Below are 13,777 nucleotides of genomic sequence, written 5' to 3' on the forward strand. Positions count from 1 at the left end.
GAGTTTCATGATGGATCAATTATTAATTATCACTATAGCCATCGTTGTCTGTGCGCTGGTCTTTGACTTTATCAACGGTTTTCACGATACAGCGAATGCGATTGCCACAGCAGTGTCAACTAAAGCCTTAAAACCGAGACATGCCATTTTGATGGCAGCCGTCTTGAATTTTCTCGGTGCTATGTATTCAACAGGGGTCGCGAAGACGGTCACAAAAGATATCGTCGATCCTTTTACATTGAAGAATGGCTCGGTTGTTATATTGGCGGCATTATTGTCCGCAATCATCTGGAACTTAGTCACTTGGTATTACGGCATTCCGAGTTCTTCATCCCATGCATTAATAGGATCTGTAGCCGGCGCCGCGATTGCATCAGCAGGATTTGGCGTCCTGCATTACAGTGGCTTCGTCAAAATCATTATGGCACTGATTATCTCTCCTTTACTGGCGTTCGGTGTCGGTTATATTGTCTATTCAATCTTTAAAGTCGTGTTTAAGAACAGTAACCTGACACGAACCAATCGTAATTTCCGGTTCTTTCAGATTTTCACGGCAGGACTTCAAGCTTTTTCTCATGGTACAAACGATGCCCAAAAAGCGATGGGTATTATCACGATGGCTCTCATTGCCGCAAATATGCAGACAGGGACAGAAATACAGCGCTGGGTTCAAATATGTTGTGCAACGGCGATGGGTCTCGGTACGGCAGTCGGCGGCTGGAAAATTATTAAGACGGTCGGTGGGAACATCATGAAAATTCGTCCGGCGAATGGTGTCGCAGCTGACCTCAGTTCAGCGCTTATCATTTTCGGGGCGACTCATATCCATCTGCCTGTCTCAACCACGCATGTCGTATCCTCATCTATACTGGGTGTCGGTTCTTCTCACCGTATTAAAGGAGTGAAATGGACTACTGCACAGCGTATGGTTGTGACATGGGTCATTACATTACCTATATCAGCTCTTATCGCTGCACTCACTTATTTTATATTGCATTTATTTTTATAGAACTTTAAAAAAGGGTAAACTTATCATGAGTTTACCTTTTTTATATGGGAGGAATGACCATGAAACATGTACTTGTTGTTCATAGTGCAAGTGAACAGAACTATGACAGCGGGAGCAATCCGCTGATTCGTTACTTAAAGAGCCAGCTGCAGGGAATCGAGTGGCACACGCCTTCCTTCCCACGTGAAGACGGACAAGTCTACAAAAACTGGGTTAAAGTGCTGACAGAGACACTTGCTGATATTCCGGAAGAAGATGAGCTGATTATTATAGGACATTCATTCGGGGGTACAGTCGTCATGAAATATCTGACAGAAAATCAGGATACGCATCATATCTCTAAGGTGGTGCTGATCGGTTCACCTTTCTTCGGGTGTGATGATAAATTCAGCGCACCGGAGAATAAACTGAAAGAACATGCAGAAGACGCATTAGACAGTAAGATTATTCTATATCATATTCAGTCTGAAGATGATGACCGTGTCAATATCAGTCATCAGGACTGCTGGCGACAACACTTCAAAGGATTGAATACCATTACGAAAAAAGAAGGCAAACATGAGTTTCATCAAGGTATAGAAGATTTGCTGCCTATTTTAGAATCATAAGGAGAAACGTGATGTTTATAGGTGTAGATATAGGAACGACAAGCACAAAGGCAGTGCTATACCATCAGTCAGGTGCAGTGATAGCTGTGCACCATGTGGAATACTCTCTGCTGACGCCTGTCCCGGATGTCGCTGAACAGCGACCGGATGATATTTTGGAGGCGGTCATAGAAACTATTGGACAAGTCAGCCCTGACAACGGAGAAGCTGTTCAGTTTGTCAGTTTTTCAAGTGCGATGCATAGTCTGATTGTCATGGATGCAGAACATCAGCCGTTGACAAACAGCATCACCTGGGCGGATAACCGAAGTCAGGCTTATGCCAAGGAACTGAGGATGACGAACAGGGGGCAGCAAATATATGATAGGACAGGGACCCCGATACATGCGATGAGTCCGCTCTGCAAGCTCATCTGGCTGAAACATGAAGCGCCGGAAATATTTAACCATGCAGCTAAATTTATCGGTATCAAGGAATACGTTTTTCAACGTTTCTTCGGTCAGTATGTGATTGATTATTCGCTTGCTTCTGCGACAGGGCTCTTTAATATTCATGAGCTGAGATTTGATGCAGAGATCTTAAATGAGCTAGGAATCGAGAAACAGCAGCTCTCGCGCGCGGTGGATACAACTTTTATTCTGCGAGGGCTGGATGACTCGATTGCAGCGCGAATGAAACTCGATCCTATGACCCCGTTTGTTATCGGTGCATCTGACGGCGTCCTCAGCAATCTCGGTGTAGATGCATTCAGACCGGGTGAAGTCGCGGTGACCATCGGCACAAGTGGTGCTATCCGGACTGTTGTTGATGCGCCGCGTACTGACCATGAGGGCAGGCTTTTCTGTTATGCACTGACGAAAGATAAGTGGGTGATCGGCGGTCCGGTCAATAATGGAGGCGTAGTGTTGCGCTGGGTTCGTGACGAGCTTGCTGCCAGTGATACTGAAGAAGCGAAACGACTGGGCATCGACAGTTATGATGTGCTGATGGGGCTAGCAGAACAGGTACCTGCAGGCAGCAGCGGGCTGATATTTCATCCTTATCTATCAGGCGAACGTGCCCCATTATGGAATTCAGATGTCAGAGGATCGTACATCGGTCTTACCCTTGCACATCGAAAAGAGCATATGATACGTGCTGCACTAGAAGGTATTCTCTATAATCTTTATACAGTGTACAGGGCATTAACTGTTCTGATGGATGAACCGGTGACTTCGGTGAAGGCAACCGGTGGCTTTGCACGCAGCAAGCTGTGGCGCCAGATGATGGCAGATATATTCGATGAGAAGCTGATTGTTCCGGCAAGTCACGAAAGTTCATGTCTAGGTGCAGTGATACTGGGGCAGGTGGCAATAGGTGAGAAGGCTGATTTTTCGCATGTCTCAGACTGGGTCGGCCATTCATTCTGTCATATCCCTGAAGATGAGCAGGTCAGTATTTACCGGGAAATAATGCCGCTTTATATGGATACCGTCCAGTCACTTACTGAGCAATATTCACGTATAGCAGATTTCCAGCGCAAGTATAATTCTTTGTGAAATTAGTTAGAGCCGTGTACAATGAATGCTACTAATAACTTAAAGAGGTAATGCTTATGAATTATCAAAATGTTTCTATATCAAGGTCCGGACAGATTCGCCAGGCATGGCTGTATTTTATGTACTACTGGCTTATCTTTGCAGTAGGTACTTTTGCCGGACAATTCGTCCCGCCTGCTCTTCGCATGTCAGTTTCGATACTGATTATGGCCATCGTTCTGATTTCATTATTTGTGAAGTCCTCACGTAAATTCAGTGCCCTGATTGCAAATGTACTGGCCTTCCTGATAGGAGTCGTCAGCTATGCGTCGTTTATGTATTTTCTGAATGACCTTGGCACAGTTGCTTTTTATCAGAATGTCGGACTCGCAGTTGCTGCATTCTTTATGTTTGGTTTCCTGGGTTATTTTGTAATCGGTGACGCATCCAGCTTAGGCCGTTTACTCTTCCCGGCACTGATTGCACTTATATTTGCGAGTATTCTCGGCTTCTTTATCCATATACCTATGTTTCACCTGGTGATTACTGTTTTTGGACTGGCTATTTTCCTCGGTTATACGATCTATGATTTCAACCGTATGAAACGCGGCGCTTTCTCACCGCGTGAGATGGGCTTCAACTTATTTATGAATTTATTGAACATCATCATGGATGTGCTGAGACTGGCAAGTATCCTGAGAGATTAAGAGTGACGTGAAGTCACTCTTTTTTTTGTGTGAAATAGTGTATAATAAGCTTATATTAAATCGAAAGAGAGATGGCTTTATGGGTCGTAAATGGAATAATATCAAAGATAAGAAAGCAGCAAAGGACAAGAATACGAGTCGAATCTATGCCAAATTCGGCCGTGAAATCTATGTGGCTGCGAAGTCTGGCGAACCGGACCCGGAATCAAACCAGAATCTGAAATTCGTACTGGAGCGCGCCAAGACTTATTCAGTACCTAAACATATCATTGACCGCGCAATCGAGAAAGCGAAGGGTGGCGGAGAAGAAAATTATGATGAGCTGCGTTATGAAGGCTTTGGGCCGGCGGGTTCTATGCTCATCGTTGATGCACTGACCAATAATGTCAATCGTACAGCGAGTGACGTCCGTGCTGCATTTGGTAAGAACGGTGGGAACATGGGTGTCTCCGGTTCTGTTGCCTATATGTTCGATAATACAGCGGTATTCGGTTTTGAAGGCAAATCAGCTGACGAGACGCTCGAACTGCTGATGGAAGAAGATATCGATGTACGTGACGTCATGGAAGAAGACGGACAAACGATTGTCTATGCTGAACCAGATCAGTTCGCAGCTGTCCAGCATGCACTGAATAATGCAGGGATTGAAGAATTTACGGTTGCAGAACTTTCAATGTTAGCCCAGAATGAGCTGGAATTAAGTGAAGATGATCTGGCTACATTTGAAAAGCTGGTTGATGCGATTGAAGATTTAGAGGACGTCCAGAACGTCTATCATAACGTGGAACTATAAGCCAAGATTTTTCTTGGCTTTTTTATAGGGGGAACTATGAAGGATAATAAGAAAATGCAACTGATCAGTGGGCTCAATATGACACCGCATCCTGAAGGCGGGTATTATAGTGAGACATATCGTTCGACCTTAACAACAGAAGGACGCGAACTTTATTCAAGCATTTATTTTTTACTGGAGACAGGCAATATCTCACATTTTCACCGCATTGATGCTGATGAACTGTGGTATTTTCATGGCGGTGATGCACTGACATTGCATATGATTATGGCAGATGGCACCTATCAATATGTAAAGCTCGGTCTTGATGTATTGAACGGCGAAGTCCCGCAGTTTCTTGTGCCTAAAAACACTATTTTCGCGTCTACAGTTGAAGCGGATCATGAGTGGAGCCTGGTCGGGTGTATGGTGTCACCGGGATTTAAGTTCGAGACATTTGAACTTTTCACGCAAGATGAACTGCTGAAGATATACCCTGAACATGAAGCACTGATTTTAAAATATGCATTGAAGGAGATCAGGGATTAGTGGAGACGGTTAATCAAAATAAAAAGTTTCGTCCGGAGATCGAAGGCCTGCGCGTCATCGCTGCGCTCCTTGTAGCCGTCTATCATATCTGGTTGGGTAAGGTATCGGGAGGAGTAGACGTTTTTTTCGTGGTGTCAGGCTTTCTGATCACGACAAGTCTATTGTCTAAAGTCAGAAGGACGGGTACGGTCAATTTCTTTGACTTTATCTTCGGACTGCTGAGAAGACTAGTGCCTGCTGCATTTTTTATCTTGTTTACAGTCATTGTCCTCAGTTATTTCTTTTTGCCGGAAGTACAATGGTCACAGACAATAAAGGAAATCTTTGCATCAGCTTTCTATTATGAGAACTGGCAACTGGCCTATACAGCTACTGACTATCTGGATCATACCAACGCAAAAAGTCCGGTTCAGCATTTCTGGGCAATGAGTATCCAAGGACAGTTCTATATCATCTGGTTCTTGCTGATCTGGTTAGCAATCTGGAGTGCGAAGTGGATGAAAACAACGGTGAAAAAACCACTTTTCATTCTGTTTTTAATTCTATTTGCTGTTTCGTTTGTGTTTTCAGTTTATCTGACTGCTATCAATCAACCGTGGGCCTATTTTGATACACGAACACGGGTCTGGGAGTTTGCGCTTGGCGGTTTACTTTGTCTGCTTCTGACTCGTATTAAGTTGCCTCATATGCTGGCTGGCTTACTCGGCTGGCTGGGTTTATTGATGCTGGTATCGTGCGGTTTAGTGCTGAATGTATCATCACTGTTCCCTGGCTATGTGGCATTATGGCCGACCCTGGCAGCAGTCTTCATTCTGATTTCAGGTGAGAATCCTTCGAAGTTCGGGGTTGAGAAACTGCTCGGCACCGCCTGGATGGTTAAACTGGGCGCATTGTCTTATGGGTTTTATTTATGGCACTGGGTAGTATTGACATTCTACCATGTGTTTAAAGAAGTTAAGCATGTTCCCCTTACAGATGGCCTATTGATTCTAGCAGGCTCACTTCTCCTGTCCTGGCTGACGACACGCTTTGTCGAACGGCCGTTACGAAAAATGAAGTTTCCGAATAAAAGTGCACGTACAGCGTTACTGCTAGGTAGCTTGCTGGCGATTGTAGCGGGCAGCAATGCATTCTGGTTCTACCAGATGAGCAGTGATCAGGTGGCTGACCAGAAACTGATAGGTTCAGATGATTATCCGGGCGCACGTTCTATTGACATGGATAATGTGCCGCAAAAAGATTATCTGCCTGAAGCAGAAGCAATCAAAAATGACAAAGCAGACCCTTATACAGATGGCTGTCATGTGGCGGCGGGTGACCCGGTGGTGAAGGTTTGTGAGTATGGTGTTACAGAAAATTATGATTATACTGTCGCATTAGTAGGAAGCTCTCATGCGGCTCACTGGCAGCCTGCTCTAGTCAAAATGGCAGAGAAAAATAAAATCCGCGTCCTCAATATAACGAAAAGCGGCTGTCGTTTTTCCACCTACAAAGCAAAGCAACCATCATGTATCGCCTGGAATCAGCATGTTATTGATAAAATCGTGGCTGAGAAACCGGATATAGTCTTTGCGAATGTCGATGTAGGTTACTGGAATATTCATGAAGTGCCGGTGGGCTATATTGAACAATTCGAAGCACTGAATAAAAAAGGGATTGAAGTATTTGGTGTACGTGATACACCGTATTTCCGTAAAGATGTACCGACTTGTGTCAATCAGTATGGAGCAGATAGCCCTAAATGCCAGACAAAGCGAGAAGTACTATTCCCTGAACCTTCAGACTGGGCTAAGTTAAAGAATCCGCCGGAAAATGTACATGTCTTTGACTACACTGATTTTTTCTGTGATGAAGAAGTATGTAGACCTGTCATAGGGAATGTTATGGTGTATGTAGACAATGGTCACATTTCAAAATCCTATATGGAGACTTTGAGTCCCTATATAGAGAAGGACTTAATCCCGTTACTCAAAAAAGCAAAAGCGAAACGTTTGTCCTGATGGATGAACGTTTTTTTCGCAAATAAAGATGCATTTAATTACAATAGGATTAAGGAGATGATGCGATGATTCGAGCATTCAGGACGGCTGATATTGATCAGATTCAGGCTCTGAATAAGGCAGAAGGCTGGGATAATTTAGTTGCTCGTCACGAACAGACCCTGCATAGCTGGCAACATAGTGTCGCATTCGTAATGGAGCTAGAAAATGAAGTGGTCGCCTGTATTCGTGCGCTGACAGATGGCTATGTCTCCCTTTATGTCTGTGAGCTGATAGTGAGAAAAGATGTCAGAGGTAAGGGGTATGCAAGAGTTCTGCTGGATTATGTACATGATATCTATCCTTCTACACGAATGGAACTTCTTGCAACAGCGGATTCCAAGGATTACTATACACCCAGATTCAGACCATTTTACGGCTTTAGAAGAACATACCATGAAAACTAAGGAGTGAATAGAATGGATTTAGGTTTAAAGGATAAAGTCGCAGTGATTACAGGTTCAAGTAAAGGAATTGGCAAAGAAACAGCCATGCTCCTGACTGAAGAAGGAGCGAAAGTTGTTTTGGTGGCACGCAATGAAACGGGATTAGATGAAGCGGTTCAGGAGATAAAAGAGAAAACCGGCCAGACTCTGAGTTACGTCGTAGCAGATGTCACAAAAGAAGAAGATGCAAAGAAAATTATTGCACATGCAGTACAAACATATGGTCGTCTGGATATTCTGATCAACAATGCGGGTTCTGCATTTGCTGAAAATTTTGAGAATGTTGAACTCAGCGACTGGCAGAATGATTTAAATCTGAAGCTTTTTGGTTGGCTGCATATGATTCATGCTTCTTTGCCTGAACTCAAGAAACAAGGTGGTGCTATCCTTAATCTGACAGCAGTTGCCGGCAAAACACCACCCGCTGAATCGTCACCGACATCTGTGTCACGAGCAGCAGGACTTGCACTGACTAAAACACTCAGCAAAGACTTAGCACCCTATAATATTCGTGTCAATGCAGTCTGTATCGGTCTGATTCGAAGTGGGCAGATTGAGAAACGCTGGCAGCAGGAAGCGCCTGAGAAGTCATGGGAAGAATATGCAAGAGATCCGAAGTTCAGTATTCCGCTTGGCCGAATCGGTGATACGAGAGAAGCAGCAAATGTTATTTCATTCCTTGTTTCAGATGCTGCAAGCTATGTAACAGGTACGGCAGTTAATATCGATGGTGGCAGTGGAGCTGCTTTATAGAGTATCTGACTAAATACACGCTGAGTTATGAGCGATAAACATGAAATATCGCTCGTAACGGGGGACAACCGCAGCAATAGTATGAGTTATGAGCGATAAACGTGAAATATCGCTCACAACAAGGGACGACCGCAGCAATTGTATGAGTTATGAGCGATAAACGTGAAATATCGCTCACAACAAGGGACGACCGCAGCAATGATATGAGTTATGAGCGATAAACGTAAAATATCGCTCATAACAAGGGGCGACCGCAACAATTGTATGAGTTATGAGCGATAAACATGAAATATCGCTCATAACAAGGGACGACCGCAGCAATAGTATGAGTTATGAGCGATAAACGTGAAATATCGCTCACAACAAGGGACGACCGCAGCAATGATATGAGTTATGAGCGATAAACATGAAATATCGCTCATAACGTTAATCAAACTTATGCTATTAGTAGACCGCATACCTAGAGGGTATGTGGTTTTTTTGATAACAAAAATTTTACAAAAGTGCTTGTGCTTATACCGTACTAACTGTATTATATTAATTAATACAGTTTGTACAATAAAGATAAAGGAGGTCATCTATTGATTTCAATTGATAACCGCAGTCGTACCCCTTTATATGAGCAGTTAATCGAGAACATTAAACTGCAGATTATTAAAGGCGTCATGAAACCTGATGAGCAGCTGCCCTCTGTCAGACAGATGGCACAGGAACTGACCATCAATCCGAATACGATTCAAAAAGCATATCGAGAACTTGAACGCGAAGGCTTCACTTATTCTATTCCAGGCCGAGGCAGCTTTGTTCAAAAAATAGAGACAGATATTAATAAGGAGCGTGTGGATGAATTGACAACTGAACTGGAACGTATCATACAGGAACTTTTATTCCTCGGTCTGACGAAAGAAGAGTTACAGCAAAAAATTGAAATTATCGCGGGAGGTGAACAGCATGAACGTCAAGGCGATTGAAGTTAGTAAATCATTTGACCGTTATCAGGCGGTCAGAGAAGCCACATTAGAACTGGTTCCTGGTACCATACATGGTTTACTGGGATCAAATGGAGCAGGAAAGACGACTTTCTTAAAATTGTTAGCCGGTATCTACCAGGCTGACAGCGGACAGATTCTCTATGATGAAGAAGAGGTTTATGAAAACACAGCTGTTAAAGAAGAGATGCTCTTTATGCCGGACATTCCTTATTTCTTCAATTATTCTAATTTAAACGAGATGTCTGCTTTTTATAAAGAATCTTACCCGGGATTTAGTGACAGCCGTTTTCTTCAGTTGGTCAAACTACTGAAGCTGAATCCGAAGCAGCGATTCAACCGCATGTCAAAAGGGATGAAGCGTCAAGCAGCATTCATTCTGTCGTTGTCCTGCCAGCCTAAAGTACTCCTGCTCGATGAACCATTTGACGGACTGGATCCTGTTGTCAGACATACCATCAAAAATCTGCTTATTCAGGATGTTTCAAGCCACCAGATGTCTATTCTGGTTTCCAGCCACAATCTGCGTGAGATGGAAGACTTCTGTGACAGCATCTCCATCATGCACGAAGGAACGATGCTGATTAATCGTGAACTCGACAGCCTGAAACGGGAGCACTGCAAAGTTCAGGTTGCATTCGAAACACTGCCGCCGGAATCATTCTATAGAGACTTAAAAGCACTCGACCGTAAAATAAAAGGTCGTGTCGTCACATGTATCACTGTAGGCAGTGACAGCCATATAGAAGAAATCATTACGCGATATCATCCGCTCATGTATGATATTCTGCCGCTGACTTTAGAAGAGATATTTACTTATGAGATGGGAGGACACGGCTATGCTATCGAAAATATTATCGTTGAATAAAGGCTTGTTTCAGCATTTCTTTTTCAATAATTTAATCTTTATGGCAATCAACATCATCTGTACATTCTTCCTGCTGCCATTTGGTTATATCTTAATGACTTATAGTGAAGATGGGCAAATGTATAGCACGAATAGTCATCTGCTAGGTATGGACGCTGCTATCCTTTCCATCTTTCTGGTCGGCACATTATTTTATGGTGTACTGAGTGCACTAGGCATGACTTATTTCCTGAAGAATGAAGATGCGTCAGACTTTATGCATAGCCTGCCGTTTAAAAGACATCAGATACTGGCGCATATGCTTGCTGCTTTTACGGCGACAGTCGCCATCAATCTAATTATTAACGGCGTTATCCTCAGTCTGTTTTCACTTCATTTCAAGGACATCACGGCCGGTAAAATCTTTGACTGGGTGATTCTGACATTAATTGTCTCACTGTTCTCGTTCATATTTACGCTTTTTGTCGGCCAGCTGATCAATCATTACTTTGGCCATCTGGTGCTCACTGCTTTATTGCTCATGCTGCCTGTTCTCTTCCACAGCCTTGCAACAGGGATATACAATAATTTATTCCGCGGTGCGACGATACTGGATTTTGATCCGGGCCAGGAAAAAGTCTATACACTGTCAGAGAATCTGACATTCCCGGTTGGTATGGTCAATCATATCGTTGACCGGATAGACTGGCTGTATTTTGGTATTGCGATGCTCGTAGCATGCCTACTGCTCGCTTTGACCTACTTCCTTTATGAGCGCCGGCGCAATGAGCGTATTGTTCATTCTTTCCAGCGTTCTTGGCTTGAATGGGCGTTTATCACGTTAGTTGTCCTACTCGGTGTAATGGTGGCAGGGACTATTTTTACTGCAGGCGTGCAGAACTTATTGATTATCGCCATCATCTATATAATGTCATTCCTGATCATCTATCTGCTGGCACAGGCAGTCAATCAGCGAAGTCCGAGAGTAAGATTGAATGTCCGCGCTATGGCTTTGACGTTTCTAGTGGTCGCGCTGATACTCGCAGCGACTTATTCCTATGGTAAATGGCAGGAAGGTTACGTGCCGGACGTGAATCAGGTGGCATCAGTGAATATGGAAACCGAAATGTCTGAGGAAATGAGACCACACCTGAAAAGTTACGTGACAGACCCCACTTATATCAAAGAAGTCGTGGCGCTGCATCAGAATATTATCAATCATAATCCAAGTGTAGGTTATGGCAGCTTCTCCGTAACGTATAAGATGAAAAATGGTAACCTTCAACACCGCACGTATAGCGATCTCTCTGAAGAACAGTTCAAGCAAGCATCAGAGCTGGTGGACAATAAAATCTATGCCAAAGCAATCGCCGAAGGTTATGACTGGGCCGATCAGGAAAATGATACTGTTAATATCTATATCGATGAAGGTGATACACAAGTCATTGAACCTAACTATAATTCAGAATTTATAAAAGCATTAAAAGCAGATATGGCGGTAGCCAATACTGAAAATTCTGCGGTCCGTATTTCATCTTCCTCTGTATCCATTTCACTTGATCGATTAGATGGCAGATATACTGATTTTAGTCTCTCACCTTATCATCATCATTTAATTGACTATATGATGAAGAATAAAATGATTGATGAGCCGAGTGATATCTTTAAAGCAGATGAATATTATCGTCTGAATGTCAAACCGGATCACTTTGATGGTCAGACGACTGTTGATGACACTGAAATGAAAAAACTGAAGAAAACAAAAGTAACTCAGCAGGCTTTCAATCAGGCGTTGAATGAGGGTTCAGCTGATATCGAGGGTGATGATATATATGCTGTCGGTAAAGATGGATCATTTGCTATAATTAAGATGAATAAAGAAGTGAAATAAGAAGATGCTTGCATCTTCTTATTTCCTTATGACCCGGGAAATGGAGGATGTTATGGCAGAGAAAAAAACGACAGCCCAAAAATCAGCCGGTAGAAAACCAGCTGCTAAAAAGAAATCAGCAAAGAAAATGACAGCGAAGAAAGTGGTCCCTAAAAATAGCAAGAGTCCTTCTGCGCGGCGGAAATCAAAATCACAGAAGAAAAAGCCTGTCGGTAAATGGATAGTAGGCGGCCTGTTTTTAATTGTTGCGGCTGTTACAGTTTTTAATGTGCTGAAGCCGATGCCAGTTGGTCTGTCCAAACGTTTTGAGCCCAGCAGAACCAATGATGTGAAGCTATTGCTTGATCATAGTTATGGCCAGCAGTACGACCAGGAAATTTTCAGCACAATCTTCCAGACGATTGATGAGGCAGATGATTTCATCATACTGGATATGTTTTTATTTAATGATGCCTATGACGGGCGAGTGAAGTTTCCTGACCTGGCTGGCGAGCTCACCAGACATTTGATCAGGAAAAAAGAGGAGAATCCGGATATCCGTATATACGTGCTGACCGATCCGATTAATTCTGTTTATGGCAGCTATACGCCGCACCATTATAAACAGATGCGCGCCCATGATATTTATGTCTATGAAACAGATTTAACGAAATTACGTGATTCTAATCCGCTTTATTCAGGCTTATGGCGCTCAACATTTTATTTCTTAGGTAACAGTGAGAATGGCCACTTGACCAATATTTTCTCAAAGAAGGCGCCTGATGTAACAGTGAGGGGAATGGCAGAACTTCTTAATTTTAAGGCGAATCATCGCAAGACACTGGTGACTGAAAAAGCCGCTGTTATTGCCAGCAGTAATCCTCATAATCCGAGCGGCCATCATCAGAATATCGCGGTTAAAATGTCCGGCCGTATTCAGGAAGACTTGATCAGGAGCGAGGTTGCTGCCATCAATATGAGCGGAGGCAGCCTGGAAAGAGAAGACTTTACTATTCGTAACCGTGCATTTAATAATACGATGGATTACGAAACGACCCTTGTCACAGAAGGGAAGATTAAAGAGGCACTCCTTGAATATATTGAGAGAACGAATGATAATGACACGATGAAGATAGGAATGTTTTATTTGTCTGACCGCGATATGATTGACGCACTGCTCAGGGCAGCTGAGCGTGGTGTCAATATCAAGCTGATTCTTGATGTCAATAAAGAAGCATTCGGCAAAGAGAAGCCGGGTATCCCCAATAAGGCGGTCGCCCATGAACTGGTCTCGAAAAGTGATGACCGTATTCAGGTGAAATGGGCGGTGTCACATGGTGAGCAGTTCCATAGCAAATACTTGCTGATAGCAAACGATCAGCAACAGACTTCCACCTTATTTGTCGGCAGTGCGAACTTTACACGTAGAAATTTGGCGGATTATAATATGGAGACAGATGTCATCCTGTCAGGTAAATCCGATCTCCCTGTCTTTAAGCAGCTGGATGCTGATTTTGATGCTAAATGGAATAATGACCGGGCACATGTGACAGATAGCTATGATGTGAAGAAAGAAGTATCATTCTGGAAGACAGTGCTCTATCGTCTGCAGGAATTCACCGGCCTCTCCAGTTTTTAAAAAATAGACGTTCAGCTATATGGCTGAACGTC

Annotated in this window: 13 protein-coding genes; all 13 read left to right on the forward strand. The window is 43.3% G+C overall.

The window, feature by feature from the left end:
* Positions 1 to 10 precede the first annotated feature (10 nt).
* The gene (locus ERX55_RS04015) at positions 11 to 1,009 is read left to right on the forward strand and encodes an inorganic phosphate transporter (RefSeq protein ID WP_133451319.1); all 999 of its coding nucleotides are present in this window, start codon (positions 11 to 13) and stop codon (positions 1,007 to 1,009) included.
* Positions 1,010 to 1,068: 59 nt separating this feature from the next.
* The gene (locus ERX55_RS04020) at positions 1,069 to 1,617 is read left to right on the forward strand and encodes an esterase/lipase family protein (protein ID WP_165983700.1); all 549 of its coding nucleotides are present in this window, start codon (positions 1,069 to 1,071) and stop codon (positions 1,615 to 1,617) included.
* Positions 1,618 to 1,628: 11 nt separating this feature from the next.
* On the forward strand, positions 1,629 to 3,155 hold the full coding sequence (gene gntK / locus ERX55_RS04025; RefSeq protein ID WP_133451321.1) for a gluconokinase: 1,527 nt from the start codon (positions 1,629 to 1,631) through the stop codon (positions 3,153 to 3,155).
* 56 nt (positions 3,156 to 3,211) lie between these two features.
* On the forward strand, positions 3,212 to 3,841 hold the full coding sequence (locus ERX55_RS04030; RefSeq protein WP_243721450.1) for a Bax inhibitor-1/YccA family protein: 630 nt from the start codon (positions 3,212 to 3,214) through the stop codon (positions 3,839 to 3,841).
* A gap of 79 nt (positions 3,842 to 3,920) precedes the next feature.
* A complete protein-coding gene (locus ERX55_RS04035) occupies positions 3,921 to 4,634 on the forward strand; it encodes a YebC/PmpR family DNA-binding transcriptional regulator (RefSeq protein WP_133451323.1) in 714 nt (237 codons plus the stop codon).
* 36 nt (positions 4,635 to 4,670) lie between these two features.
* Entirely contained in the window at positions 4,671 to 5,162 is a 492-nt protein-coding gene (locus ERX55_RS04040; RefSeq protein ID WP_243721451.1) for a cupin domain-containing protein, read from the forward strand.
* The gene (locus ERX55_RS04045) at positions 5,162 to 7,162 is read left to right on the forward strand and encodes an acyltransferase family protein (protein WP_165983701.1); all 2,001 of its coding nucleotides are present in this window, start codon (positions 5,162 to 5,164) and stop codon (positions 7,160 to 7,162) included. The genes ERX55_RS04040 and ERX55_RS04045 overlap by 1 nt, the downstream gene beginning before the upstream one ends.
* A 65-nt stretch (positions 7,163 to 7,227) precedes the next feature.
* Positions 7,228 to 7,608 carry a GNAT family N-acetyltransferase gene (locus ERX55_RS04050; protein ID WP_133451326.1) on the forward strand — a complete coding sequence of 127 codons (381 nt, stop codon included), beginning with the start codon at positions 7,228 to 7,230 and terminating at the stop codon, positions 7,606 to 7,608.
* A gap of 12 nt (positions 7,609 to 7,620) precedes the next feature.
* The gene (locus tag ERX55_RS04055; protein WP_133451327.1) at positions 7,621 to 8,400 is read left to right on the forward strand and encodes an SDR family NAD(P)-dependent oxidoreductase; all 780 of its coding nucleotides are present in this window, start codon (positions 7,621 to 7,623) and stop codon (positions 8,398 to 8,400) included.
* 581 nt (positions 8,401 to 8,981) lie between these two features.
* Positions 8,982 to 9,371 (forward strand): GntR family transcriptional regulator, encoded by a 390-nt coding sequence (locus tag ERX55_RS04060; protein WP_133451328.1) that lies wholly within the window; start codon positions 8,982 to 8,984, stop codon positions 9,369 to 9,371.
* Positions 9,352 to 10,257: an ABC transporter ATP-binding protein gene (locus tag ERX55_RS04065; RefSeq protein WP_133451329.1), complete on the forward strand. Its 906-nt coding sequence runs from the start codon at positions 9,352 to 9,354 to the stop codon at positions 10,255 to 10,257. The genes ERX55_RS04060 and ERX55_RS04065 overlap by 20 nt, the downstream gene beginning before the upstream one ends.
* Positions 10,229 to 12,127: a hypothetical protein gene (locus tag ERX55_RS04070; protein ID WP_133451330.1), complete on the forward strand. Its 1,899-nt coding sequence runs from the start codon at positions 10,229 to 10,231 to the stop codon at positions 12,125 to 12,127. The genes ERX55_RS04065 and ERX55_RS04070 overlap by 29 nt, the downstream gene beginning before the upstream one ends.
* Before the next feature lie 52 nt (positions 12,128 to 12,179).
* The gene (locus tag ERX55_RS04075; protein WP_243721452.1) at positions 12,180 to 13,745 is read left to right on the forward strand and encodes a phospholipase D family protein; all 1,566 of its coding nucleotides are present in this window, start codon (positions 12,180 to 12,182) and stop codon (positions 13,743 to 13,745) included.
* Positions 13,746 to 13,777: the final 32 nt, after the last annotated feature.

It is taken from the genome of Macrococcus bovicus, assembly GCF_004359575.1.
Lineage (GTDB): Bacteria > Bacillota > Bacilli > Staphylococcales > Staphylococcaceae > Macrococcus > Macrococcus bovicus.